Here is a 24,264-nt window from a genome sequence, read left to right as displayed (position 1 = left end):
TATGCTTCAAAAGTAAGAAGCATAGTAGGCCCTCCTGTTTATAAAACTATATTTAAAAAATTATATAATTATATATTAACATACGCCCATCTTTTTCATGCCCGGATTTAAAATCTAAGTGCAACAAGTTCAAATTATACAAATAGGCCATGGAGACCTAAACTTAAAGTGCTGAAACTCTAGAAAGGACATCTCCATGACCCAATCCAAGAATAGCACTACCAAGCATTATCAACAACTTACCCCGGAAGAAAGAGGCGAAATCCAAGCGTATTTGAATGCAGGAGAATCTCAGGCTGAAATTGCCCGTCGGCTTGACCGTAGTCGTAGCACCATCTCACGTGAAATCAGGCGTGGTACTGTTCAACAGCGTAATTCTGACTATCTCTTTTTCACCGAATACTTTGCGGATACCAGCCAAATTCGCCACGAAAAAGCCCGTCAAAATTGCCGTTTCAGAGGCTTAGAGGAAGCCTGCTGGCTGTTCTTCAAGATGCTTAAAACAGTACTTAAACGCCGGCCACGGATTGATAGTGTTGATGGCTTTGTTCATACCTTTAAACAGGCTCATCCTGACAAACCATGCCCCTCAACACCGACTGTTTATCGGTACATTGGTCAAGGCCGCTTAGACATTAAGAACATCGACCTGCCAGCCAAGGTCCGACGCCATGTAAAGTCCAATCGTCACAACCACTCGCGGAAAAACAAGCGTCTGGCTGGCACTTCAATTGATGAACGACCAGACACTATCAATAACCGTGAACGCTTTGGTGATTGGGAGGGTGACCTAGTTAAAGGCAAGCGTCAGGCTAGTGAACCAGCACTGATGACCCTGACCGAACGGCGAACCCGCTATGAGATCATCGTCAAGATTCCCAATTACCACGCAGACACCTGCTTAAAAGAGCTTCAAGCTACCATTGATCAGCATCCTGGCTACTTTAAGACCATCACTTTTGATAACGGTTCTGAGTTCAAACTGTTGGACCAGATTCAAGGGCCTCAGATCTACTTTGCGCACCCTTACTCACCTTGGGAACGTGGCAGTAACGAGAACCAGAACGGTTTGATTCGAGAGTACATCCCTAAGGGTCTATCGCTACATGGTTTCTCTGATGATGACATCGCAAAGGTTCAAGAGGCGCTGAATCAAAAACATCGCATGACACTCGGCTACGCTAACGCCGCCGAGCTTATTGAGGCCGCGCTTGCAAGCTAGCTCACGGCCTGGCTCCATGGTGTTGCGCTTGAGTTGACATTCCGGGCATCTTTTTCATGTCACAAATCACGAACAAATACATTCAAAAAATACTTTTCCTATAGATTGTATGATAAAATTAAATGGTTATTTTCACCATATTCAATCACTTTAGTGAAATAGTCTTAGGAGGAACATAATGCAGCTAGTGAAAAATTATCTATACAATGCTGGTTATAATATACTAATCCTGCTAACACCATTATTAACTGTGCCATACATCTCTCGGGTGCTTGGCCCAACAGGTGTAGGGATCAATGCAACTACCAATTCAGTTATTACATATTTTCTACTAGCAGGAACAGTTGGAATTACTATTTATGGAAACCGTGAGATTGCTTTTATCAGAGATGACCTGAAAGAAAGATCTAGAGTGTTCTGGGAAATTGAATTTTTACAAATCACTACAATCGCACTTGCGTACATTGCTTTTTTAATTTTCTTGTTCACTGAAACTCAATTCAAAGTTGCTTTCTTTTATCAATCATTTTATATTATTGCCGGTGCGTTTGATATTTCTTGGTACTTCATGGGACTTGAGGACTTCAAAAAAACAGTTGTCCGTAATACTTTTGTAAAAATTGCTTCATTAGTTGCAATCTTTACACTAGTAAAGACTAGCCAAGATGTTGGAAAATATATTTTAATTTTGTCTTTATCACAATTGTTTGGAAACATCAGTTTATGGCCATATCTTATAAATTCAATCTCCAAACCCAAATGGCATGAACTAAGTTTGCTCAAACACTTGTTACCCTCTTTATCCTTATTTGTGCCTCAAGTGGCCACTACAGTCTACCTAGCAGTGAATAAAACAATGCTGTGGCAATTAGACTCAGTCACCGCATCGGGCTATTATGACTACTCTGACAAGCTCGTTAAGATTGTATTGGCAGTAGTGACCGCAACTGGTACCGTTATGCTACCACATATTGCCAATCTATATGCAAAGCGAAAATTCAAGCAAGTCAAAAAATATTTATATGCATCATTTGATTTCGTGTTAGCAATATCAACACCGATGGCATTTGGAATAGCGGGAATCGCCACAACTTTTGCACCCTGGTTTTTCGGACAAAAATTTGCTTCAGTAAATATCCTATTAATGATCGAAGCACCGGTCATCATTTTGATTGGTCTTAGTAATGTAATTGGACAACAATACCTCTTACCCACAAAAAGGACAAAGGATTTTACAAAGTCTGTAGTATTAGGCGCATTAGTGAATATTATCGTTAATATTCCTCTAATTATTTATTGGGGTGTTCGTGGGGCAATGCTTGCAACACTATTTTCAGAAATCACAGTAACTGCTTATCAATTGTTTTGTGTGAGAAAAGACTTAGCATTTTCAAGATTATTTAAAAATTTTTGGAAATATCTCTTGTCAGCATTTATTATGTTTCTGGTCATATACAACTTAAACATACAAATGAGAATCTCTGTTGTCGCTTTAATTGAACAAATAGTGGTAGGGTTAGCAATTTACATTGGAATGATTTTAATTTTAAAGCCAACAATACTAAAGAGACTCAATGATCTGAAACATAGATGAATGTTTAGTTAAAGGTTCGAAGTTAATATTGTATGGCATTTCAACCCTGACAATATCATGCACATCAATAATAAATGCCACACCAATTTATTTGATAAGGTAATCATAGTAAGCACCTAATAACTGACCGTATTGAAAAGTGAAAAATAACCCGAACTCTCGTTTTTTTTGAGAGTTCGGGTTATTTTGTCCACGCATCTAAGCAACTACGCTTTGTTTGATATCACTGATTACTTTCGGTTTTAGTTTGAAGTTCCATGGTAAATAAACCTCTAAATCTGCCGAATTCGCAAATGTTGGAAGTTGTGGCATGTTTTTTAATAGATATACGAGATAAGCTGACGGATCAACGCCGTTGGCCTTGGCTGACTCAATTAAAGTCATCCAAATCGCATTGGCTTTAGCACCAGCTTGGCTAGTACTGAATAACCAATTTTTACGCCCGATGACCAAGGTCTTCATATTTCTTTCCGAGGCATTATTGCTCCAGTCAACGGAACCATTATTAATGATTCGATTTAACGTGGCCCGTTGGTTTCGAGCATAAACAACGGCCTTGCCTAGGCGACTCTTAGGTAAAACATCGATCGTATCGATCCAACACCAAAAACGTTTTAACAGTTTTCGTTGCTGACTGCGTCGACGTCGGCGGCGCACTCGTGGCGATAGATGCTGCCATTTACGCTCATTGCTAAACATTTTATTGAGCAATGCCAATGGCGGACTCATCTTAAAGCTTTTACCAGAATTGGCGGCGTCATAGAATTTTCGCCGGACATGCGTGCCCAACAACCAACCCTAATGACTGAATCATCTAAGATATTATAACCGGCATAACCATCGCATTGAAGGGTCCCCGTAAAACCGGCATAAAGTGATTCGGCGAAGCTACTGGCACGGCTGGTGCCATAAGCATAAAAGACGCCACGTTTTGCCTGATGCGTAACACTTCGCATCACCCACATATAGGATTCTGATTTGGCAGCTTTACCAGGTTCACGTAACACTTCGATTGGCGTTTCATCACCTTGCAGGCAGGGCTGTTGAACCAGTTGCTGACGCAACTGCTCATATAATGGCACCATAATTTGGCTGACCTTGATCACCCAATTGGCAATGGTTGTCTCACTTAGATCCACGCCGAGGCGCTTCCAATCTTGAAGTTGCCGATACAAAGGTACGCCCAGTTTGCTCTGGTTCGGTAAAAACACGATTTTCTTCCTCAAATAAAGAGATTTGATTACCATCAATTTTCTCTGTCTTTTGGCCGAATAGTTTTTTGGTCAAGTAATCAATGATCTCCGCTTGTTCTTTTATTTGCGCTTTTAAACTAGTAATTTCTTCTTCTGACGTCATCATATAACCATTCATTCTACGTTTTCTTGTTATTGAGTTTATCATAACCTACCACTAACAGAAAGCGCTTTATTTACTTTTGGCGGTTTAATTTTATGAATGGTCGAATCTAGTGACCATCCTCCCAAAAGTCTTGATAATTGTAGATAGGTTAACTTTCGGACTTCATCTTGATTGACCGGCCACTGTAGTCGGCCGGCTTCAATCCGTTTGTAAAGTAATAGAAAACCATCTTTATCCCAATACAGCGCCTTGAATCGATCTTTGCGGGTACCACAAAATAGATATAAAGCCTGATTGTATGGATCTAATGCAAATTGTTCCTGTACGACAGCTGCTAGACCATCAATTCCACGACGTAAGTCTGTCTTGCCACAAACAATATAAACTTGATTAATCTTTGCTGGATCAATGAGCATTATTGAACACCGCCTTTAAAACTGTCAAGGGCGGTGTAAAAATGTAGGTTTTGGGCGGATAAAAATGTAGGTTTGTGGCGGCTAATTTGTTGCTTTCAAGCGGTAAGATTTGCCATTAATCTTTATAACATGTGCATGGTGTACAATACGATCGAGGATGGCGGCGGTCACAATTGGATTGTGAAAAATTTCGATCCACGCAGATAGATCGCTATTGCTGGTAATAATTGTCGAATGTTTTTCATATCGTGCATTTATTAACTGGAAAAGCAAATTTGCTTCATCATGATCAATTGGCAGATAGCCAATTTCGTCAATTACCAGAAGTTCATATCGCGAATATCGGCGAATACTTCGGTCTAAAGTACCTTTTTCATAGGCCGACCTTAGTCGGACCAACAGCTCATGGCAATTAATAAAAAGAGTCCGTTTTCCCTGCTGACAAGCCTCAATTCCAATGCTAATTGCCAAGTGGGTCTTGCCCACTCCGGGGCTACCAATGAAGACCAAGTTTTCACATTTCTCAATAAATGCCAAGCTTTGAAATTCCTTCACTTCTTGTCGATTGAGATTTGGTTGAAAATCAAAATCAAATGATTTTAGCGTTTTTTCCTGCGGAAAATGCGCACGTTCAACGATCCGCTTTATTTGTAATTCTGACTGCCAGCTCAATTCAATATCAGTTAACTTGAGCATGGCGTCAGTAAAAGTTAGTTGTTGCGCATTGATATCATCTAAATAGTCTGGCAAATAAGCATGCATTTTATTCATACCTAATGCGTCTAGATTAGTTAGTAATTCTTGAAATTTTGTCATGTTAGTCACCTCATGTTGAATCGTATTGAGTCATGTGCTCGGCAATGTAAGCTTTAATATCCTGTTCACTATGGTCTTTCAAAAGATCTGGCTTAAGTATTTTAATTCGATCATTGTCATCATAATTAAAGGCATACGTAGTAATAGCGTGCGAACGGATTGGTTCTCCGTTATAATAAATCTGTAAATGCCGCTGGTCATTGGTTAACTCAATATCAACTGTTTTACCAATATACCGCGGATCCACAGAGTATTTGCACTTACGAAAGTTAATCATTGATTCCTTCGATACGACACGGGTAATGTCTTCCTCAAAGAAGGGTGTTAATAGATCAACTGGCAATTCGTGCAGATACTCTTTTTCTTCGGCCTCAAATTTTTCTTGCGGAACTTGATCCGTAGCTTGTGACACTTCACTATTTAAGTCGCAACACAGATCATCGATTAAGTTGATTAATTCAACACCATCTTCAAATTCATAGTTATACGGCCTAAGTCGTTCGACTGTTCTTGCCAAGGCTTCTACAACGCCTTTAGTTTGCGGACGGAATACACGACAAGCGATGGGCTTATAACCAGCATCTTGACTAAATTGCTTGAATCTTTCGTTGAATATCGGTTTACCAAAGGCTGATTTTGTATGGTCGACGACTTGTTTCATATTGTCGAACCAAATTTCATTTGGAACGCCTCCGGTGTGCTCAAATGCTTCGGCCAAGCATTCAAACAATGTGTCTTGACTACGTTCAAAAATTAGCGTTAAATATTTCAATTTTGAGTATGGCAACACGTAAAGAAAAATATTGAAATTATGTGGCGTACCATTTGCATCATAGAGCGTCATATTTTCTTTCCAATCAACTTGTGCAGATAATCCGGGCGTATATTCCACTCGAATAGTCGCTTTACGGATTCGCTCTTTATGGATACTAGCGCAGTATTCTCGGACAATCGTATATTTGCCTTGAAATCCCTTCTTCTCAATAAATTTATAAATCGATTTAGCAGAACAGTTCAATTCTAATTTATCTTGTATTATTTTTCGGTAAGGATCCAATAAACTCGGCCGTTTAGGCCTGCTAGTCTTTATCGTATCGTTGTTCTGTACTTCTCGAAATGCGCGTTTAGCTGTTCGATAATCTACTCCATACTGACGGGCCAGCGCTGCGTAATTTGGCTTAATATTATTATTCACGTACATCTCAACTCCTTGTCTGATATCATATCTCACACTGAGAACCTCCTCATTTTCAATGTGATTTATGATATCAAAAAAATGTAGGAAAACCGACAATTCTAAATCGCCATTTTCCTACATTTTATCGCCGCTCTGCACATTAAAACTGCATCAACAATGTAGCTGTTTGCCTTGTTGTAAATAATCACAGATTTATTGGAGCCAACTTTTAATTGAATTGCGCGACTAGGAACAACGGGAGTTGTTGCGAAGGTCTTCTGGGGCATTTTAACCTGAACGATATCTTGTTTATCCATAATAAAAACCTCACCATTTAATTTGATGAGGTAATCATATCGTGTATTTATTGCCAATCATAGCCGGTCAGTTATTAGGTACTTACGTTCGATCGACAAGAAACAATGGTCAAACTCTGGTAGAATACCGAAGTCAAGCCATTTCATAAATCAAGATAGAACAAACAAATTTTATATTATTTCAAGTGTCAACTTGACAGGGACCAGTGCATACTGCCGGAATTGGTCGCTATTTTTTTGATATAGTTGATACGTCAACAATTAACAGGTCAATCATATGTTTTCGGATTAAAAATATGACAGACATCAGTAATTATTACTTATTCTAGTTAACGCCGTGGACACATTTTTATAATATACATCGCTAGAAAACTTAGTCGCACTTTTTAAAACTTCATCTTCTAAAAACGAAATTTTGTTATCAATAGCGTTTTGTAAAATACTTTGCAACTCTATCGTATTTCCAACTGAATATAGCACACCATTACTATTATTAACAATGTCATCCGGTCCGGTTGGACAATTACTAGAAATAACTGGCACTCCACGAGCTATTGATTCAACCAGAACCATCGGAAAGCCCTCAAATTTTGACGTCAATACAGTGTAATCAATAGCCGGCACAGAACCCCACGGATTATGTTGCCACCCTTTGAGAATAACATTATCCATATGATTTTCTTTGATATATGAACTTATTTTGTGCATGTCACTTTCACTACCGGTACCAATCATATATACAATATAATTTCCTTTAACGTCTTTAAAACTTGTCAGCATCTCTTTTAAATTCTTTTGTCTCTCCCACATCATTCGCCCAATATAAGCAAACCGAGTCACGCCATCATGACTCTTCTCTATTACATGATTGTTCATCGTTGAAATTGGATTATAGATTGTAAATATTTTATTTGCTGATATTTTATTAGCGACCATTTGCTTCTTTATTCCACTACTAATCGCAAAGTGAAAATCAGCTAACTTTAAATCATTATAATTCAGTGCATCTTCATCAGTAATAGAAAAATGTAGCCATGATACGATTGCAAATTGTTTTTTAAACAATGATCTTAGCTTAGCCACCAATTTAATTAGCATAGAACTCATACAAATAATAACATCTGCATCAGTTTTCAAAATATATTTTGATAAATTGAACACACCCACGGTTTGTCTAACAAGCTTCTTATTTGGAACTTTTCTTACTGTTAAACGTTGCTTTAGTATATCGGTCAAAAAATCTGTACTTTGTACCCCTTGGGGGAAGCAAACAGATAAAGTTGAGTCATCATAATGATCAACGAAACTTTTTAGGACCGTTTCCATTCCTCCATGCCCTGATAAATATGGTACAACCAAGCCTACCTTCATGTGCCTAACCTCGCTTCCGGAAATGAACTTGTTGACGTATCCATTCAATGAATGATGTAATAATATAAATCAGCACGGTAATTCCAATAATACTAATTGGATACATGGAACTACGGAACAATAACTTTTCAGGTACTAAATGCTGCCACAAAAGAGGCCTAATAAATTCATTGTCATGAATTAGGTACACACCAAAAGTTAATGCTGAAACTCGATTAATGAACTTATTGCTAAATGGTGTAATATTCATGACCCAAATAAATATTGAAATCGAAAAACACAATAATAGAATCGATTCTTGCCCAGCAAAATGTAACTCTTTACCCTTAAAAACAGTAAACTTCAAACTAGCAAGATCCATAATAATAATCGAGCCGTACAGTAATGCCGCCGAAATAGCCAAAAACCAGACATTGAAGTGTCTTGCTATCAACTTTGAAGGAACTCCGTAAAGTCTCAGATACGCAGCAATAATGTATAATAAAATGAACCATCCTAGGTTACTTACCGCCATTTGGTTCTGAAAAATACTTGGTAGTATTGATATAACTACAGTTAATATAACTATTAGCCTCAACAAGAAACGGCTAGGAAGTGACTTAATCAATCTATTTAAATATGGTGCCAAAATATATAACATTAAATAAGTGGTTACAAACCAATATTCATTGAACACCATTGGGAAAAAGCCGCGCAGTAATGATTTAATATTCACATTACCCCGATTAATCATAAAGAAAATTACTAAAAAACCAGCAGAATATGTAAATACTTGTTTCCACATTGGAATTACTTTTTCAATTTTAGCCTTCGAAGTTACTAAAAAATAGCCGCTAATCATCACGAATAGATTTACACCTAGTTTTCCGCCTACAAGAAAAAGTTGAGCAAATATTCGATTCGTTGACAATGAAGTGATCTGGTTTAACGGCCCCCAGAACACTGAATGATACAGCACAATCATAAACATAGCTATTATTCTTAACAGCTCAAACGCAGAATTTCTAGTTTTCAATACAACCTCCAGATAGCCTTTACAACATGTTTAACGCTTGCTGTACTGCCAATTGACTATAGTACCCCTCACGCAACTTCCCCCCGAGCTTTTGAGCATTCTTTTGCAATACTAAAAAGTCACTTGAGGACACTTGCTTCAAAGTAAACGCCAATTCGTCCAGATTATTCACGATAATTCCTACATGATTGGAGATAATGAAATCAGAAATCGCTGCCTTATCACTAATTAATATCGGTAAACCAGCAGACAGATATAAGGACACTTTGTGTGGATTATTATACCCAAGATATTTACCCATAGTTCCAGAGAGCTCTCGCGGATTCGGTCCGTCCCAAACTAAACCAAAACCATTGGGCATCACATTGATTAATTCTTCAGGACTAAATGAGCCATGATATTTAACACGCTTATTTTCTAGCACATTCGCATCGGGCTTGTTTCCATACAAATGTAACAAATAATCCGTTGGTATCTTAACTTTACTCAAAAATGTTGACTTTGTCAGATTTCCTGCAAAACTTATTGCTTGGAATTGCGTGGATCTCATTGGGAAAGACTGCTCTTGCAAATAATCATATACTTGAAGATTAACGACTGGCCGTACTAGCCCATTTCTTTTTAATAATTGGGTCATTCGTGAATTAGGAGAAATAATTACATCAAATTTATTAAGTAATCGACATTCCCAAGCAACATTTTTATAGAAAATCTTTTTTTCGTACCGTAAAACATCAATATCATGTACAAAAGCAATGAGTTTTACATGCTTGGCTTGCAATTTTTTTAAAAGTAAACTTTCAAGTGTGTGTCCATTATAAGTTGGATATTGTATCACCAAGGTATCTCCAGAATGGACATTTTCCAAAACATGTTTAATTTTAGAATAGCCTAAATGAACTCTTTCAGCTCGCGACTCTAATTGTTGAAACTGAATTGCCTTGAACAGCAGCTTTTTGGTTAATATTTCCGTAACGTCTGCTTTAGCTTTGCTACCTGCATTATTTTTTTCACCATAGGTCACATTTAAAACATACTTCATTTTCTTCCAACTTTCTTACTTCTATAAAGATAACAATAAAAACTCGGGAAAAACCTCAGCATTAAAAGTGCAATTCGATATGAGTTGGGCAATTTATTTGTGAATATATAATTACTCGACACGAAACGTTTTATTATTTTCTTTATTGGATATTTTTTTATATTCTCATCATATTTTATATGGTGATGAATAACGTGAATCAAGGTACGAGCAATTAGATTATCAATTACAGTATCAACTGTATCTTCACTTAAATCACTATTCAATAAATATCCTTTACATAGGTTTACATAATTTCCAGCAAGTTTATCGATATTTGCATTAAATTGAGTCGTTGTTGATCCTGTCTGTTTGACCAGTTTGTAATATGTCTGCTGTATATATCGAATTCTTTGGGGATCGATATGCACAATAACTTTCAAATTAAAAAAACTGTCTTCAAAAAAATTTCCATTTTCAAAAAATATTTCATGCTTAAAAAGAAATTTTCTTCGATACAGTTTAGACCAAACTCCGGCATCCATTTCAGTATTGCTACTAGCGTATGCACTAAGTATTTTATCAGAACTTTTAAGATCCTTAAAACACGCAGTATCAATTTTGTCAGTTCCTGCTTTAAATATGCGTTCGATGCCTGAAATAACCCAGTCAGCATCACATGATTTTTCAAACAATCGTTTAAAATACTTGTTAGAAAAGGAATCATCTGAATCCACAAACGCAACAAAAGTCCCTCTTGCTGCGCGCAATCCAGTATTCCTAGCTGCAGCTTGCTTTTGATTAGACTGATGAATTACATTCACATTTTGATTTTCTTTTGCAAATACATTCAGCATACTTAGCGAATCATCCTGTGAACCATCATCCACAAAAATAATTTCCAATCTAACTTCATCTAAAATTTGGTTTTTAAACTGACTAAAGCAATGTTTTAAATGTGCTTCGGAATTATATACCGGAACAATCACACTAATATCATAATCCATTATTAATCTCCTTAATCATGGATAGGATTGAACTTGCGCTGAAGCATTTCAAAGCCCTTTTTTAGATAATTCTGACCTTCCAAGTACAAGACCTTTTCTTCTACATAAACATATTTCGTCTTTTCTAACCAAACGTCTAATAGGACTTCGCTCACAAAACCAAATACTCTCGTTTCATACTTATCATAACCAGTAATATCAATGCAGCCTTCAAGTTTAAAAAGAATATCAAATAGCCATGTGCAATACGCATTTAAAGGTTTTCGTTTCATGATAAACATATTAAACATATGAGCAGATTTACGGTGCATTACCAGGTCAAACGCACTTAGATATGCAGGATATTCTTGACTAATGATTCGTCTAGCTTGTTTTAACGGTTCGGGATAATGAACATGAATATAATGCTCATAATTAGACTCTACATAATAATGCCTTTTTTTAGGAACAATAATATCGTTATTTTGAAACAAGTTTTCGATTTGTTGAGCAGTTAAAATTTCATTCAAATTTCGTCTAGGAATATGATTTTCCGTCAAATAACGTCGGTAATGTACTAGTCCTAATGCATCACAATCCAAATTTTTCCATCCCCAATATAGTGCTGTTAACTCATTAAAGTGAGGATTTTTCAATGAAATATTGTCACCTGTTCCATCTGAAACATAATTTTCAGGTATTTGAGAATGTAGTTTGCTTCCCACAAAAATAGGAATATATACTTGATTATCATTAGGCATTTCATATGGCTTGTGTGCTGCAACTAAAACTTTTATCTTCATGGTTTTTATCCCTTCTCCTGCAATGCTAGCTTATTAATAATTACGATATAAAATGAATAGAACAACAAATAGTATGATTCCGTCCATGAGAATGAAAAACATGCTAAAACCGCAAAAAATATAAGTGAATACAAGAACGCATCAATCACATACGTATATAGTGCGACTGATTGATGATCAGCTACATTTTTTTCATGCAGCCATTTGCGTAAACCTATAGCAATTTTTACTTTTTTGGCAATATAGATCAGAACTGGAATCATAATTATTACCCCAAAATAAGCAAAAAATTCTCCCCAAATTGACTGTACTGGATAACTCTGAGCCGGGAGGAAATTACTATAAAACTCTAAATTATTTGTTGTAGATATTGGTACGTACTTAAACATAAAGTAGTCTGTAGCACCGCTACCAACACCTAAGATTGGATAACTAAGGAACATCTTAAATAATGAAATAGTTCCGCCCATTCGATTATCGGTGCCTTGTTTTTTTAGCAAGTATGAATTAACCAACGTTTGAAAAGTTGGGTTAGCTATATATAATCCAATAACTAAGATTAGAATAAATCCTAACATTATCATAACAAACAGTCTTTCACGACCATGAACAATAAGTAGTAAAATAAGAATCGCCAAAAAGACAATCAAAAATCCAGTGGTTGTTCTTGCAAACATCAAAATAATCATTGTCAATAGTAATAATGCATAATAAAAATATCGACTAACTCTTTTTTTAAAAACATCATATCGGTTATGGATTGCAGACAGCAATAAAGGAATAAAGATAATCCCAATCATTGCGGCAAAAAAGCTTGCCTCCGGTGCAAAACCATTAACACGATGTTCCGTGGTCGCATAACTACCATTCAAATAAAATAATGTGTTTCCTGGATGTCGTTCTTCAAATACTCTTCCAACAAAATTAACCCATCCATCTAAAGCAGGCGTAAACGTGGTAATGATTTGCGGTATTACTACCAGCATATATAAAACTATTAAGGTTACAATTCCCGATTGAAGAAAACTACTAATAGCCTTTTCAGACGTAAACATCGCATCACAGAAATAGTAGTAAAAAATAATAGCGGAAAAGGTGACCAACATATTCCCAATATTAGAAAACAAATTCACAGGTATCGTACTATTGGTTGTTGTAATTATAAAACTCCTAAATACAGTCACTATCTGTGCCAAACAGGCAACTACAAAAAAAACATATGCCTTTTTACTAACCGTCAAATCCTCTAACCGTACTTTTTTACTTCTAACTTGCCAAAAAAACATGATTGCGAATAAATATAGAGGTACAGTATTCATAATACCCGGCACACCCGAAACGAGTACTTTATTCAATAAACTTATGGGTACCAGTAAAAATGTCAAAATGATCAACCCCGCAATTTGTTTTTGCTCCCAGAAGTTCTACTCTTTTTTTGCTCTTTATAACTATTCATCAATACTACCAATAATCCAAACAACAAGCCTACTACTGCTCCAATAAGTGCAATACTTGTATCTGAGGGTGACTGCATATTTCCACTCTGAGCTGCTGCCATAAGTTTAATCTCGCCTGCATTAGTAATCGTATTTATCTTGCTAGCAAACACTCTTGAAATTGTATTTACTTGATCAACTGCCTGACGCTCTGTTTTGGCTTGTGACTGAACCACAAATATTGTTGATTTATATTGAGTATAAGCATTTGTATTATTTTGTAGACTTGCTTCAGATAGCTCTGGATACTTTTTCTTTAATTGACCTGTCGCCTCATTCAAAATAATCGGATCTTTAACGATTGTTGAATAATTTGGCATAAGACTAATATCAATTTGAATTTGAGTCTCGGTTTGTTTCTTATGTTTAACCATTATTTGTCTTTGAGCAGTATATGTCTTATTCAGTAAAAATTTAGACGCTGTGTATCCAATACCCCCAAAAACAATTACAAAAAGTATAATCAAAATTGAATATCTAACTATTAACCGTCGTATCGACTCTAAATCAACCTTCATATTTTATTTCTCCTCTATTTTAAAATGCACCTTCACTACGAAAGATCGAATATATATTCTTAAATAATATTCTCAAATCAAAACCAAGTGATGCATTTTTAACGTAATATAATTCTAAATTACAACGTTCAGGATATCCAATGTTACTGCGGCCATTTGCCTGCCAATACCCCATTGCTCCCGGTTTCACAGATAATAAAAGGTCAACTTCATTTCCGTACTCCTTTAATTCGGGCTCAACAACAGGTCGTGGACCAATCAGAGTCATCTCACCACTTAGAATATTTAAGAATTGTGGAATTTCATCAAGACTTGTTTTACGTAGAAAAGCGCCCAATTTTGTAACTCGTGGATCCTCTCCACTTGGTAATTTGTAATTATTCGCTACGTATTTTGCAAACAACTCGGGATCAGCTGCTAGCTTTTTATCAGCATCTACAATCATGGATCTGAATTTTAAAATTTTGAATTTTTTATGATTTTTTCCGACACGTACTTGCGCGTATAATAGTGGACCACGATTATCTCCAAACAAATCCAGTACAAATACAATCAAAAAGAATGGAGAAAAACACACAAGCGCCAAAATAGAGACAATAATGTCGAAAAATCGTTTTACATTAGCATACATACTCAATTTCCCCTCCAAAAATCTTGTCGTTTTCTTTCATAAAAGAATTCAAACACCAATAACAAAATTCCAATAATAGACATGATAAATCCAAGTGCTAAATAAGGTGGCACATAATTCATTTCAAGATGATGTGTACCCTTTTTTACTTTAACAGCCATAAAGGTTCCAAAAACTTTACTATATTTTACTTGCTCACCATCAATATGCATCTGCCACCCTTTTTCAAAGGGTATGCTCAAAATTATTGATTCATTATTTTGGTCCGCTTTCAATGTTCCTGAAACCTTGTTACCAGCTACTTGGATATTGTTGTTTTGATTTTCCGCATGCACTTTCTTCAAATCTTTCTTGTATCGCAGGCCGTTAAACTCAAACAAGCGAAGATCAGATAAACTTAAATTGTCTTGTTCAACTTCCATTCGTATAATCGTATCCTTCCCCCCATTCGGGATAGACAATACAATGGGATTATTAATTAATGTGTGAAATGACAATACTTTACCAGCATCAGTTGTAAGTTTTGCTTTTGCAAGTAATTGATTTCTTACTTCTGCATATACTAGTTTTGATAGACTAGTATTTACGGATAATTCTACCCAAGACTTGCCATTGCCTGATTTTCTAATTATCTGGCCGCGCTTAAGTTCTTCTTTTTCCACATTTTGCGACTTAACAACTTTTACTTTTAACTGCTTGAAATACGTAGTCTTATTATCAAACACGCCATTAATAATTTTTTGCTGGTTGTAAATTGCTGTGTTGTTTCTTAGTTTAACATCACCAACATTACCATTTGAAACAAATGCAATTGGTAAAGCATCTGTTTTAAAAATCCCAACATTTTTCTTTTCTGACAACTTCTTATATGTTTTGAGATCATATCTTGATTCAATATTATTCATTATTGGACTTTTTTTGTCATGACGTGTTTGACCGAATATATAACTAAATCCAAGTAATGTATCCATTGGCACTGTACCATTCGTGTAGGACAAGAAATAATTCATATTGTCCGGACGCGATGGTTGTCCTATTATTCTGTAAAACTTTGCAACGCTTTGTTGAAGTGTCGAAGAATAAACCGATCCACCATTATAGCCCATTTGAAATGAGTCATTCAATTTATCAGAGTCTCTTAAAAAAGTTTTTTCAACTCTTGAATTTTTTAGAGTATCTTTCGGAATTCTTTTTAGAGCAAGGTTCAAATCGTTATAATAAGCATCAATTTTAGTATTATTTGCAAGCGCAATCCCATTATAAGAAAAGTAGGCATTTGCTCCTAACTGAAAACTTACTACCACGATTAATCCAAAAACAATTAGGGGTTTATTTCTATGCAGATAGTAGAGTAAAAATACAACTATTATTTCCGTCAGAAGTGTTCCAAACAATGCGGCATTGTTTAATAACGTAAATTGTTTTCTGACCATAATAGCAAAAATCACTATCAGTACAAAAAATTCTATTAAACCGACCAAAGATTTAAAAGATACTCTTGTTAAATTCTCTATTGAGCGAAAAGCAATCACAATTATCCAAAAGCCTATGACGAACATAAACTGGTATCGATAACCAATTGGTCTTTGAAACGCATGCCACATAATTACTGTAGGATCATAACAGGCAGATAACCACAAAACCAATGATATCAAGCCTGTTTTTGCCCGTTCTTTTTTTGAAATATTCTGATTGAAAAAATATAATACAAAAAGTGTTAATGCAAAGCTGCCAACAAAAATAATTGGCAATGTGTCATCGTAATAATATCCAATCGTTTTCACAAGCAAAAGCAAAGGATTATATAGAAAGTTGCCACTCCAAGACGTTTGGTTTTGTATTTTAGACTGCGACAGAACATATAGATTTGGCATTTCAATAACCGCCGAAATTATTCCAGCAATCATTGAGTTTCTAACAAAAAGCCATCCTTTACTTGCGAATATCTTAAAGGTAACATTTTTTTTCAAAGACAGATACCAAATGAAGTAAATACAGACAAATATCGCCGTCATATATGCAGTATAATAATTGGTTATGATTACCAACGCCAGAGTGACGCTATACAACACCCCTTTATTTCTATCAATAATCCGTTCAACACCCAATATTACAAGTGGTAATAACACAACGGCATCCATCCACATGATGTTACTATTATAGTTAATAACATACGACATCAATGCATAACTATTTGAAAGCAACAAAACTAACAAACGATTAACTTTTCTATTTTTATGAACTAAAAGAATGGTCATGGACAAGCCAGCAAAACCAATTTTTAGAGTGGTCAATACTACTACAGCCGTAGCTGTCGCATTAGTTGGGAAGAACAATAATATCAGATTAAATGGACTCAACAAATAATAAGCCCATATTCCAATCATATTCCCTCCCAATCCATTAGAAAAAGAATATAAAAATTGAGATGGTGAACTTAGCAATACTCTGCGATAATAACTAAAAAAAGCAATATATTGCTCATCCATATCATTTGAGAACAATGCTGTACTGCCAAACGGATGGACGCCCTTGAGTGCAAGAACAACTAAAAAAACAGTCATTGGAAAAACTAAGCCAAACAAATAAATTATTTTCTTGTCCAAACGTCTATTGCTTGTCATTTTTATCACCGTCAAATATGTTCACCAACAAAACTCCTATCAGTATTCCAATTAAAACACCAGAGACCATAAATTTATATAGCTTATGCCCACCGTATGTTATAAAGCTACCAGTAATTTGAGGCTTTCTAATTACTCGGATCATATACTGATGAGAACCAGTCAAATGCTTCCGAATCCCACTATAACCAACCTTTAATTTTCGCATTGCGGACAACTTATTTTTATCATTTGACCACACTGAAAAAACAGTTGAATTATCAGTCGTTGTAACTCCATACGATGACTTTAAAGAATCGTAATCGCTTGTCATATTTGTAACATTTTGTGTTCTTTTATACAGATACTGCATTTGCTCTGAACTGTGTGTATACTCAGAAAGAGCCTTCACCTTTTGTTGCAAGTCTTGTTGTGTTTTTAACTCATCACTTTTTCTTGCTTCAAGAATCACTAGTGTCGAAGCAGTGTAGACATGATCCCTATTCGAAAGATAAGAACCATATGCTACCCCAATAGACACTATTAATGACAATACAACAATTATAAATCGTTTAAACCGGCGCATCTAGATTCCCCCATCACCACTATAACGAGCAACAGCAAGTGTCGCGCATAAAAAGCAAGTCACAATCTACAGGTGAAAGATGAAATATATTTTCTATAATTCTGCCTTTACTGTAACTAAGGCCGCATGGATAACTTGGTGCATATCATAATAACGATATTGCCCTAAACGACCACCAAATACCACATTGCCCTCTTTTTTAGCCAAGCTAGCGTATTGCTTATACAAACTATTATTCTTAGTATTATTGACCGGGTAATATGGTTCATCGCCACGTTTCCAGTCTGCCGGATATTCACGCGTGATAACGGTTTTACCAGCATCACCTTTACCGAATTCAAAATGCTTATGTTCAATAATCCGAGTAAATGGTGTTTCTGAATCGGTATAATTGATTACTGCATTACCTTGATAATTGTCGGTATCTAATTCTTCACTCTCGAAGTGCAATGACCGATATTCCAACTCTCCTAATTGATAATTGTAATATTGATCAATCATTCCTGTAAAAATAACCTTAGGAAAATCTTGTAAATATTTGTCCTTATTTTCAAAGAAATCAACATTAGTTTCAACATCAATTTCCGGGTGATCCAACATTTTTTCGACGATTTGCGTGTAACCACCAATTGGAATACCTTGGTATGTATCGTTGAAGTAATTGTTATCATAAGTGTAACGAACCGGTAAGCGACGAATAATAAAAGCCGGCAAATCGGTAGCCTTTTGGCCCCATTGTTTTTCGGTATAACCCTTAATTAATTTTTGATAGATATCAGTACCAATTAAAGAAATTGCTTGTTCTTCAAGATTTTTAGGTTGACCACTTAACTGTGCAGCATCCTTCTGAGCTTGAATCTTAGCTTGTGCTTCAGCGGGTGTTCGAACTCCCCAAAGCTCACTAAAAGTATTCATATTAAAAGGCAAGTTGTACATGTGGCCCTTATAATTTGCAACAGGACTATTAGTATAGCGATTAAATTCAGCAAATTGATTCACATAATCCCAGATATCCTTGTCTGAGGTATGAAAGATATGCGCACCATATTGATGGACTTGAATACCATCAATTTCTTTGGTATAAATATTGCCAGCGATGTGATCACGTTTTTCAATCACTTTTACCTTTTTCCCTTTTAAAGCAGCTTCGTGGGCAAAAACTGCACCGAATAAACCAGCACCTACTACTAAGTAATCGTATTTTTTCAATTAAATTTCCTCCAAATAATAAAGTGTCACTATCGTATTATATCAAAAAAAAGTGAAGAATAAAGTCATCGGTTGATTTGTCAGTTATTTGCCATATTTTATTCCTACTGACGAAGAATGCTACCGCCTTAACCCAAACTGATAATTGTAAATATGCCTCATTCTGAGCTGGTGATCGTTCCCCTCAAAAGAATAAGCCCACTCTAACATTTGCACACTGGCAAAAAATTAGACTGAGCTTATTTTTCATACAATATTGATCTTTATTTAAAATAATCTATTTAAATTCCGAAAAATCCGCGCATAAACAACGCCGCACAAGCAGCACCAACGAATGGGGCAATCCCAGGAACGATAATACCGTATTGCCAGTCACTGTCTGCTTTGTTCTTAATCGGTAAGATGGCATGTGCGATCCGTGGACCCATGTCTCGCGCCAGGTTCATCGCGAAACCGGTAGGACCACCGAGCCCCATCCCAATGGCCCAGACTAACAAACCAACGCCAATTGGCACAATACCAGGCGTTTTCACTTGTGAAATCGCTAAGATACCTGAAATAAATAAGAAGGTATCAAAGAATTCGACGAAGAAATTCCGCGGTAAATTCCGAACAGCTGGTGCTGTGGAGAATAAGTTACGAATGGTAATTGGTGAAATTTCATTTTCTGATGCTTTGAAGTGGTCCGCGTACATGATCCAAACGATCACAGCACCAACGACCCCACCTAAAACTTCAGCAATTGAATAAGGAATGAAGGCACTCCAAGGGAGATTACCTAACAAACATTGCGCAAGAACCATGGCTGGATTAATACAAACATTACCAAAAATAAATAGCGAAATCGTAATCCCAAAACCCCAAGTCGTAATAGCAAAAATATGACCTGAGCCACGATACTTGGTTCCCTTCAAAACCTCACTACAATGGACACCGACACCAAAAATAATCATCAAGGCGGTTCCCATGAACTCTGCCAGAAGCTGATGAATCACTATATTCTCCTCCTGTGGCGCGCTTGGCGCCGTTTTATTTGACTTTCTGAAAGTAACTAGTCTTTTTTCACACGAACACCATTATACACAAAAAACTAACTGTTTAATACGAAAACTTTACTAATGTTCTTAATTAACCGATTTAACACAAAAAAGTGCGTCTGAAACGCAACAAATCTGCAGACGCTACTTTTTACTAAACCGTTGCCGCAACCGACGCATCACGCGTGGCGACTTCGCTTTGATCGTGTGCTCAAACCACTCTTGCACGGACGCATTCACGACCCCGCCAAACATCAGCAACATCCCAGAAAAATTTAACCAGAACATTAGCACGATCAAACTACCAATAGTTTGATATGAGGTCACCCGTTGTGCAAATAACTCCACATACAGTCGAAAACCTTGCGAGATCACTAACCAACCAATAGTGGTCACTAGCGCGCCAATCCAAATGTATCGCAATTTCACAGCTGCATTCGGCACAAAATAATACAGCAGCATCGCTAAGACGAACATCCCAACAAAGGTAATCAAGTTTTTATTGGCTAACAGTTTAGCCCACCACTTGGGAATAAACGCTGCCGAGGTATTGGTCAAATTCAAGATTGCATCCATGACAACTTGACTCAAAGTGAAGAAAATCGATAGCCCAACAATCAGTAACAACAACCCTAACGTTAATAAGAAGGCCATTAATCGCGTCACAATGGCGCCTTGCGAACTCGTCACACCATAGGCTTCATTTAAACTACGACGAATGGCCGCAATAATTTGTGAGGCCGACCAGATCGTGACCACGATCCCAATCGACAAACTTCCGCTCCCACTTGAAGACAAGAAAGATAGTAGGATCGGTTTAATCGTCGCATAGATATTACTGGGAATAAATTCCTGGGCGTACGCCAAAATCTGGCGCGTTTGCAAGTTAAAACGCGCCACAATATTCCCGATAATCAAAATAATTGGTGCAATTGACATTAACGCATAGTAAGCTAAAATTATTGAATTATTGCTAACATTAGCTTGGTTATAACGCCGAATAACAATTTCAATCCATTTAGCTGTTTTGGGGTAACGCTCTTTTAATTTCATCACGGTTTCTCCAATATTTAACTTAGTTCAGTCAATTATACAATTGTTTGAAAATTGAAACATCTTAAATCCATTGTGGTAAGCTAATAGATAGTAAAAAAAGGGACTTAGGAGATACTTTTATATGAAAACCATGAGTTTAATTGTGCCTTGCTACAATGAAGAGCCCACAATTGAAATCTTTTATAACACCGTTGAGAAGGTCTTCAGTGACCATCCAGATGAGTTTAAAGATATTCACCATGAATATATGTTTATTAATGACGGCTCTAGCGATGGGACGCTGGCCGAATTCCGCAAATTAAACGCCGCCCATCCAGATGTCGTCCACTACGTCTCATTTTCACGAAACTTTGGTAAAGAATCTGGCTTAGCAGCTGGCTTACAACATGCCAAGGGTGACTACATTGCGGTCATGGATGTTGATTTGCAAGATCCACCGGAACTATTGCCAAAAATGCTGACAACGCTTGAAAGTGGCGCTTATGATTGTGTTGGGACCATGCGTGAGGACCGGAAAGGTGAACCAATTTTACGGTCATTTTTCTCACGGACCTTCTATTCAGTCATTAATAAGATTTCTAAAGTTCAAATCATTCCCAATGCGCGTGATTATCGTTTGATGACGCGTCAAATGGTCGATGCCATTTTAGCGATGCCAGAATACAATCGGTTTTCTAAGGGGATCTTTAACTGGGTTGGTTTCCGAACGACCTACTTAAAGTTTGAGAATGCTCCCCGCTCGGCCGGTGAAACGCACTGGTCATTCTGGCAATTGTTTAACTACTCCATTGAAGGAATCGTCGACTTTTCCGATGTTCCATTAAAAATGGCGACATTTATCGGTGGCCTATTTGCCTTTCTAGCCGTTATCGGGATTATCTTCGTGATCATCCGTAAATTAATGTTTGGCAACAGTGTTGGTGGTTGGGCTTCGATGGTTACCTTGATGCTTTTCATCGGTGGGATTCAATTATCCTGCCTAGGAATTATCGGTAACTATATCGGTAAGATTTATCTTGAAACCAAACACCGGCCACTCTATGTGGTTGAAGAAGAAAAATAACTCGTTTTAGTCATAAAAACGACCTCACTTAATAGCCTAGGTGAAGTCGTTTTTTTGATTGCAAAAAGTATTTTATTGTTCATTGAAGTTTATCCGTTGCGTTATTTAAGGGTGTCATACTCAATCTATTTTTAGCAGAAAAATCACTATTCCAAAGTATCAAAGCGATGATCCCAAGCAGCAAGTTGACGCGCTCTAAGCGGCCTACTTTCAAAGAGTGTTTTATAAAAATGACGTACTTTTGATTTTGAGTAGCCAGCTTCCACAACCGCGTAGTAACAAAAATCTGCGGCGGTGTCTTGGACAATAAGTTTTGACTGATCTTGTTCATCCACATAACTGTATCTTTCTCTAGCAACTACTTCAGCAATATCCGCGTCGTCAGAACAAATCAACTGGGCATCTTGTAAAAGACAGACCGCCAATGTTGCAATTTCACCTGTGTCAGCCGTATTCTTTGCACGTTTTCCTTGCCTTGCTCGTGCGTCATTCATGCTTTGCATCGCGGTTTCAATCATTTCTATATAAAATTCATAGATTTCATTTTCATCTATAGACAACTCGGCGGGGTCAAAAATAGCCCATTTTCTGGTCGAAATTTCTTGTTCAATTTTAGCCTTCCCTTGCAGGACTTCCGCTAAAACATCACTATGAATCCAAACATGACCATAAAGCTTATCAATCCAATCAAAAATATTTTCCTTTTGATAATTTTCTGCAAATATTAAAATGTTCGTATCAATAAAGACGCGCGCATTCTGCCTATTCATCATCATCTTCACTAGCAAGCCGTTCGACTTGTTCCTGACGTAAATTCAAATACTTTAGAGCTCGTTGTGGATCTGAATCGGTCAATAAATTAGCCGCTTCCATGAAAGTCATCTGGTGTGTCTCAACCATCGCTTGCACAAAATCAGCCAGGCCACTAAACTGTTTGAATGGAATTTTTTGATCTAATAAACTGGGCGGAAAATCCGACTGAGCTAAATAGGTCTGCCAATGAGTCTCATCCCATTTGATCAACTGATGATTTGAAAGTAGATTGAGCTCAGTTAATCGCCGAAAAACTGCTGTGTATGGCACTGATGAAACGTTTGCGATTCGAATGACCGCCTCTTTCACCATGGTCAAAGGTGGCTCAGGCTGATTTTGAACATATTTATCCCAAATCTTAGTCACGGCATCTTTTGGTAACATCACCGCCGCTGCAAAGTGGTCAGCGGCGCGCTCTTCGTCAAAAGATGCCGATAACGCCATGTCATTGAGCTTTTTACTATCAGAGCCAAAAAGCGACTTAGTGAAAGCCAAATGGCACATTTCATGCGCAGCGCTATAGTACCGCATTCTTAAAGATTGATTTGTATTCAGTGCTACAAAGACTTTTCCACGATAGTGAATCAACGCGCCCGAAAAGTTAGCATCATCGATATTCTGATAAATCACCTGTGCATTTTGAGCAATAAACTTTTCTATATCTGCTCCAATAAATAAATCTAGGCCAACGTTGTCAATCAGGAAACTATTCGCGGCATATTCTGCAACCATTTCGGAAAACTGGACACGTGCCATTTGCTTTTCCTTAGTCATTGATGGTCTCCTCAAGATCGACATATCGTTTAATATCCCAGAGTAACCGTTTAAACGTCTTTTCAGAATTTTTATTCGAAAAAGCTCCTCTCAACTCATAATGGATATCATTAGCTAATTGATCAGTTGAGGCCGACGTTAACGTTGCCATTTGCAAGCCCGTCACCTTCAAGATTCGTAACAAATGCTTAGTTTGCAGTTTTCTTGTTCCACTAAATATCTGGCTAATCATTGCTGTACTGAGACCAATTTGTTCCGCCAGCCAAGATTGCGGCCGCTGATTTTCTTTTAACCAAGTTTGAATATTTTTGATAATAATCACATTATTCATTTCAATCCACCTCCGAATAGTCAATCTTGTGTTCATGTTATATTACAAGT

26 protein-coding genes are annotated in these 24,264 nt (G+C 36.9%); 3 read left to right on the top strand and 23 right to left on the bottom strand.

Translation table 11 applies throughout. The features are described 5' to 3' along the window. The first annotated feature begins 196 nt into the window (after positions 1-196). Both RA086_RS04875 and RA086_RS04870 read left to right on the top strand, forming a co-directional pair. A complete protein-coding gene (locus RA086_RS04875; RefSeq protein WP_065928829.1) occupies positions 197-1,222 on the top strand; it encodes an IS30 family transposase in 1,026 nt (341 codons plus the stop codon). A gap of 178 nt (positions 1,223-1,400) precedes the next feature. Then, a complete protein-coding gene (locus RA086_RS04870) occupies positions 1,401-2,816 on the top strand; it encodes an oligosaccharide flippase family protein (RefSeq protein ID WP_308702758.1) in 1,416 nt (471 codons plus the stop codon). Positions 2,817-3,014: 198 nt separating this feature from the next. Here the strand turns inward: RA086_RS04870 and RA086_RS04865 are convergent, their stop codons facing one another. From RA086_RS04865 to RA086_RS04770, 20 genes are all read right to left on the bottom strand, one after another. Beyond that, positions 3,015-3,545: an IS66 family transposase gene (locus tag RA086_RS04865; RefSeq protein ID WP_308702757.1), complete on the bottom strand. Its 531-nt coding sequence runs from the start codon at positions 3,543-3,545 to the stop codon at positions 3,015-3,017. Then, positions 3,542-3,955 (bottom strand): IS66 family transposase, encoded by a 414-nt coding sequence (locus RA086_RS04860; RefSeq protein ID WP_308702756.1) that lies wholly within the window; start codon positions 3,953-3,955, stop codon positions 3,542-3,544. Before RA086_RS04860 ends, RA086_RS04865 begins: the two co-directional genes overlap by 4 nt. After that, entirely contained in the window at positions 3,942-4,175 is a 234-nt protein-coding gene (locus RA086_RS04855; protein ID WP_308702755.1) for a transposase, read from the bottom strand. The genes RA086_RS04860 and RA086_RS04855 overlap by 14 nt, the downstream gene beginning before the upstream one ends. A 38-nt stretch (positions 4,176-4,213) precedes the next feature. Beyond that, positions 4,214-4,591: an IS66 family insertion sequence element accessory protein TnpB gene (tnpB, locus tag RA086_RS04850; protein ID WP_308702754.1), complete on the bottom strand. Its 378-nt coding sequence runs from the start codon at positions 4,589-4,591 to the stop codon at positions 4,214-4,216. Positions 4,592-4,672: 81 nt separating this feature from the next. Beyond that, entirely contained in the window at positions 4,673-5,407 is a 735-nt protein-coding gene (gene istB / locus RA086_RS04845) for an IS21-like element helper ATPase IstB (RefSeq protein WP_308702753.1), read from the bottom strand. 10 nt (positions 5,408-5,417) lie between these two features. Next, on the bottom strand, positions 5,418-6,638 hold the full coding sequence (istA, locus tag RA086_RS04840) for an IS21 family transposase (RefSeq protein WP_308702752.1): 1,221 nt from the start codon (positions 6,636-6,638) through the stop codon (positions 5,418-5,420). 65 nt (positions 6,639-6,703) lie between these two features. Beyond that, positions 6,704-6,901, bottom strand: coding sequence for a hypothetical protein (locus RA086_RS04835; protein ID WP_308702751.1), 198 nt, complete (start codon positions 6,899-6,901; stop codon positions 6,704-6,706). Between the two features lie 306 nt (positions 6,902-7,207). Then, a complete protein-coding gene (locus RA086_RS04830; RefSeq protein ID WP_308702750.1) occupies positions 7,208-8,272 on the bottom strand; it encodes a glycosyltransferase in 1,065 nt (354 codons plus the stop codon). Positions 8,273-8,276: 4 nt separating this feature from the next. Beyond that, entirely contained in the window at positions 8,277-9,287 is a 1,011-nt protein-coding gene (locus RA086_RS04825; protein WP_308702749.1) for an acyltransferase, read from the bottom strand. Between the two features lie 19 nt (positions 9,288-9,306). Then, positions 9,307-10,329: a hypothetical protein gene (locus RA086_RS04820; RefSeq protein WP_308702748.1), complete on the bottom strand. Its 1,023-nt coding sequence runs from the start codon at positions 10,327-10,329 to the stop codon at positions 9,307-9,309. Further along, complete coding sequence (locus tag RA086_RS04815) at positions 10,326-11,315, bottom strand: glycosyltransferase (RefSeq protein WP_308702747.1); 990 nt, start codon at positions 11,313-11,315, stop codon at positions 10,326-10,328. Before RA086_RS04815 ends, RA086_RS04820 begins: the two co-directional genes overlap by 4 nt. Before the next feature lie 11 nt (positions 11,316-11,326). Continuing rightward, complete coding sequence (locus RA086_RS04810) at positions 11,327-12,097, bottom strand: DUF4422 domain-containing protein (RefSeq protein WP_308702746.1); 771 nt, start codon at positions 12,095-12,097, stop codon at positions 11,327-11,329. A 5-nt stretch (positions 12,098-12,102) separates the two neighbouring features. Further along, the gene (locus RA086_RS04805; protein WP_308702745.1) at positions 12,103-13,482 is read right to left on the bottom strand and encodes an O-antigen ligase family protein; all 1,380 of its coding nucleotides are present in this window, start codon (positions 13,480-13,482) and stop codon (positions 12,103-12,105) included. Positions 13,483-13,487: 5 nt separating this feature from the next. Then, positions 13,488-14,111, bottom strand: coding sequence for a Wzz/FepE/Etk N-terminal domain-containing protein (locus tag RA086_RS04800; RefSeq protein WP_308702744.1), 624 nt, complete (start codon positions 14,109-14,111; stop codon positions 13,488-13,490). Between the two features lie 19 nt (positions 14,112-14,130). After that, positions 14,131-14,742, bottom strand: coding sequence for a sugar transferase (locus RA086_RS04795; RefSeq protein WP_308702743.1), 612 nt, complete (start codon positions 14,740-14,742; stop codon positions 14,131-14,133). 2 nt (positions 14,743-14,744) lie between these two features. Then, entirely contained in the window at positions 14,745-17,366 is a 2,622-nt protein-coding gene (locus tag RA086_RS04790) for a YfhO family protein (RefSeq protein WP_308702742.1), read from the bottom strand. After that, the gene (locus tag RA086_RS04785) at positions 17,353-17,931 is read right to left on the bottom strand and encodes a YveK family protein (protein WP_308702741.1); all 579 of its coding nucleotides are present in this window, start codon (positions 17,929-17,931) and stop codon (positions 17,353-17,355) included. Before RA086_RS04785 ends, RA086_RS04790 begins: the two co-directional genes overlap by 14 nt. Positions 17,932-18,024: 93 nt before the next feature. Next, complete coding sequence (gene glf, locus RA086_RS04780; protein WP_308702740.1) at positions 18,025-19,140, bottom strand: UDP-galactopyranose mutase; 1,116 nt, start codon at positions 19,138-19,140, stop codon at positions 18,025-18,027. A gap of 281 nt (positions 19,141-19,421) precedes the next feature. After that, positions 19,422-20,135 (bottom strand): D/L-lactic acid transporter LarD, encoded by a 714-nt coding sequence (gene larD / locus RA086_RS04775; protein ID WP_308702739.1) that lies wholly within the window; start codon positions 20,133-20,135, stop codon positions 19,422-19,424. Between the two features lie 186 nt (positions 20,136-20,321). Continuing rightward, positions 20,322-21,230 (bottom strand): YihY/virulence factor BrkB family protein, encoded by a 909-nt coding sequence (locus tag RA086_RS04770; RefSeq protein WP_308702738.1) that lies wholly within the window; start codon positions 21,228-21,230, stop codon positions 20,322-20,324. Positions 21,231-21,354: 124 nt separating this feature from the next. Between RA086_RS04770 and RA086_RS04765 the strand changes: the two genes are divergently transcribed. Next, the gene (locus RA086_RS04765) at positions 21,355-22,296 is read left to right on the top strand and encodes a glycosyltransferase family 2 protein (RefSeq protein WP_308702737.1); all 942 of its coding nucleotides are present in this window, start codon (positions 21,355-21,357) and stop codon (positions 22,294-22,296) included. Positions 22,297-22,442: 146 nt separating this feature from the next. Here the strand turns inward: RA086_RS04765 and RA086_RS04760 are convergent, their stop codons facing one another. Genes RA086_RS04760 through RA086_RS04750 form a run of 3 tightly spaced genes read right to left on the bottom strand, consistent with a single transcriptional unit; the run spans position 22,443 to position 24,214 of the window. Beyond that, complete coding sequence (locus RA086_RS04760; RefSeq protein WP_407659053.1) at positions 22,443-23,078, bottom strand: hypothetical protein; 636 nt, start codon at positions 23,076-23,078, stop codon at positions 22,443-22,445. Next, complete coding sequence (locus tag RA086_RS04755; protein ID WP_308702736.1) at positions 23,059-23,883, bottom strand: ImmA/IrrE family metallo-endopeptidase; 825 nt, start codon at positions 23,881-23,883, stop codon at positions 23,059-23,061. Before RA086_RS04755 ends, RA086_RS04760 begins: the two co-directional genes overlap by 20 nt. Next, positions 23,876-24,214, bottom strand: a complete 339-nt coding sequence (locus tag RA086_RS04750) for a helix-turn-helix domain-containing protein (RefSeq protein ID WP_308702735.1) — start codon at positions 24,212-24,214, stop codon at positions 23,876-23,878. Before RA086_RS04750 ends, RA086_RS04755 begins: the two co-directional genes overlap by 8 nt. Positions 24,215-24,264: the final 50 nt, after the last annotated feature.

Source organism: Lactiplantibacillus brownii (assembly GCF_031085375.1).
Lineage (GTDB): Bacteria > Bacillota > Bacilli > Lactobacillales > Lactobacillaceae > Lactiplantibacillus > Lactiplantibacillus brownii.
This window is presented reverse-complemented; position numbering and strand designations above follow the sequence as displayed.

Coding starts and splice junctions, on each gene's coding strand:
- RA086_RS04875 (WP_065928829.1), top strand. CDS start 197: ATGACCCAATCCAAGAATAGCACTACCAAGCATTATCAACAACTTACC.
- RA086_RS04870 (WP_308702758.1), top strand. CDS start 1,401: ATGCAGCTAGTGAAAAATTATCTATACAATGCTGGTTATAATATACTA.
- RA086_RS04865 (WP_308702757.1), bottom strand. CDS start 3,545: ATGAGTCCGCCATTGGCATTGCTCAATAAAATGTTTAGCAATGAGCGT.
- RA086_RS04855 (WP_308702755.1), bottom strand. CDS start 4,175: ATGATGACGTCAGAAGAAGAAATTACTAGTTTAAAAGCGCAAATAAAA.
- tnpB (WP_308702754.1), bottom strand. CDS start 4,591: ATGCTCATTGATCCAGCAAAGATTAATCAAGTTTATATTGTTTGTGGC.
- istB (WP_308702753.1), bottom strand. CDS start 5,407: ATGACAAAATTTCAAGAATTACTAACTAATCTAGACGCATTAGGTATG.
- RA086_RS04835 (WP_308702751.1), bottom strand. CDS start 6,901: ATGGATAAACAAGATATCGTTCAGGTTAAAATGCCCCAGAAGACCTTC.
- RA086_RS04830 (WP_308702750.1), bottom strand. CDS start 8,272: ATGAAGGTAGGCTTGGTTGTACCATATTTATCAGGGCATGGAGGAATG.
- RA086_RS04820 (WP_308702748.1), bottom strand. CDS start 10,329: ATGAAGTATGTTTTAAATGTGACCTATGGTGAAAAAAATAATGCAGGT.
- RA086_RS04815 (WP_308702747.1), bottom strand. CDS start 11,315: ATGGATTATGATATTAGTGTGATTGTTCCGGTATATAATTCCGAAGCA.
- RA086_RS04810 (WP_308702746.1), bottom strand. CDS start 12,097: ATGAAGATAAAAGTTTTAGTTGCAGCACACAAGCCATATGAAATGCCT.
- RA086_RS04800 (WP_308702744.1), bottom strand. CDS start 14,111: ATGAAGGTTGATTTAGAGTCGATACGACGGTTAATAGTTAGATATTCA.
- RA086_RS04795 (WP_308702743.1), bottom strand. CDS start 14,742: ATGTATGCTAATGTAAAACGATTTTTCGACATTATTGTCTCTATTTTG.
- RA086_RS04790 (WP_308702742.1), bottom strand. CDS start 17,366: ATGACAAGCAATAGACGTTTGGACAAGAAAATAATTTATTTGTTTGGC.
- RA086_RS04785 (WP_308702741.1), bottom strand. CDS start 17,931: ATGCGCCGGTTTAAACGATTTATAATTGTTGTATTGTCATTAATAGTG.
- RA086_RS04770 (WP_308702738.1), bottom strand. CDS start 21,230: ATGAAATTAAAAGAGCGTTACCCCAAAACAGCTAAATGGATTGAAATT.
- RA086_RS04765 (WP_308702737.1), top strand. CDS start 21,355: ATGAAAACCATGAGTTTAATTGTGCCTTGCTACAATGAAGAGCCCACA.
- RA086_RS04755 (WP_308702736.1), bottom strand. CDS start 23,883: ATGACTAAGGAAAAGCAAATGGCACGTGTCCAGTTTTCCGAAATGGTT.
- RA086_RS04750 (WP_308702735.1), bottom strand. CDS start 24,214: ATGAATAATGTGATTATTATCAAAAATATTCAAACTTGGTTAAAAGAA.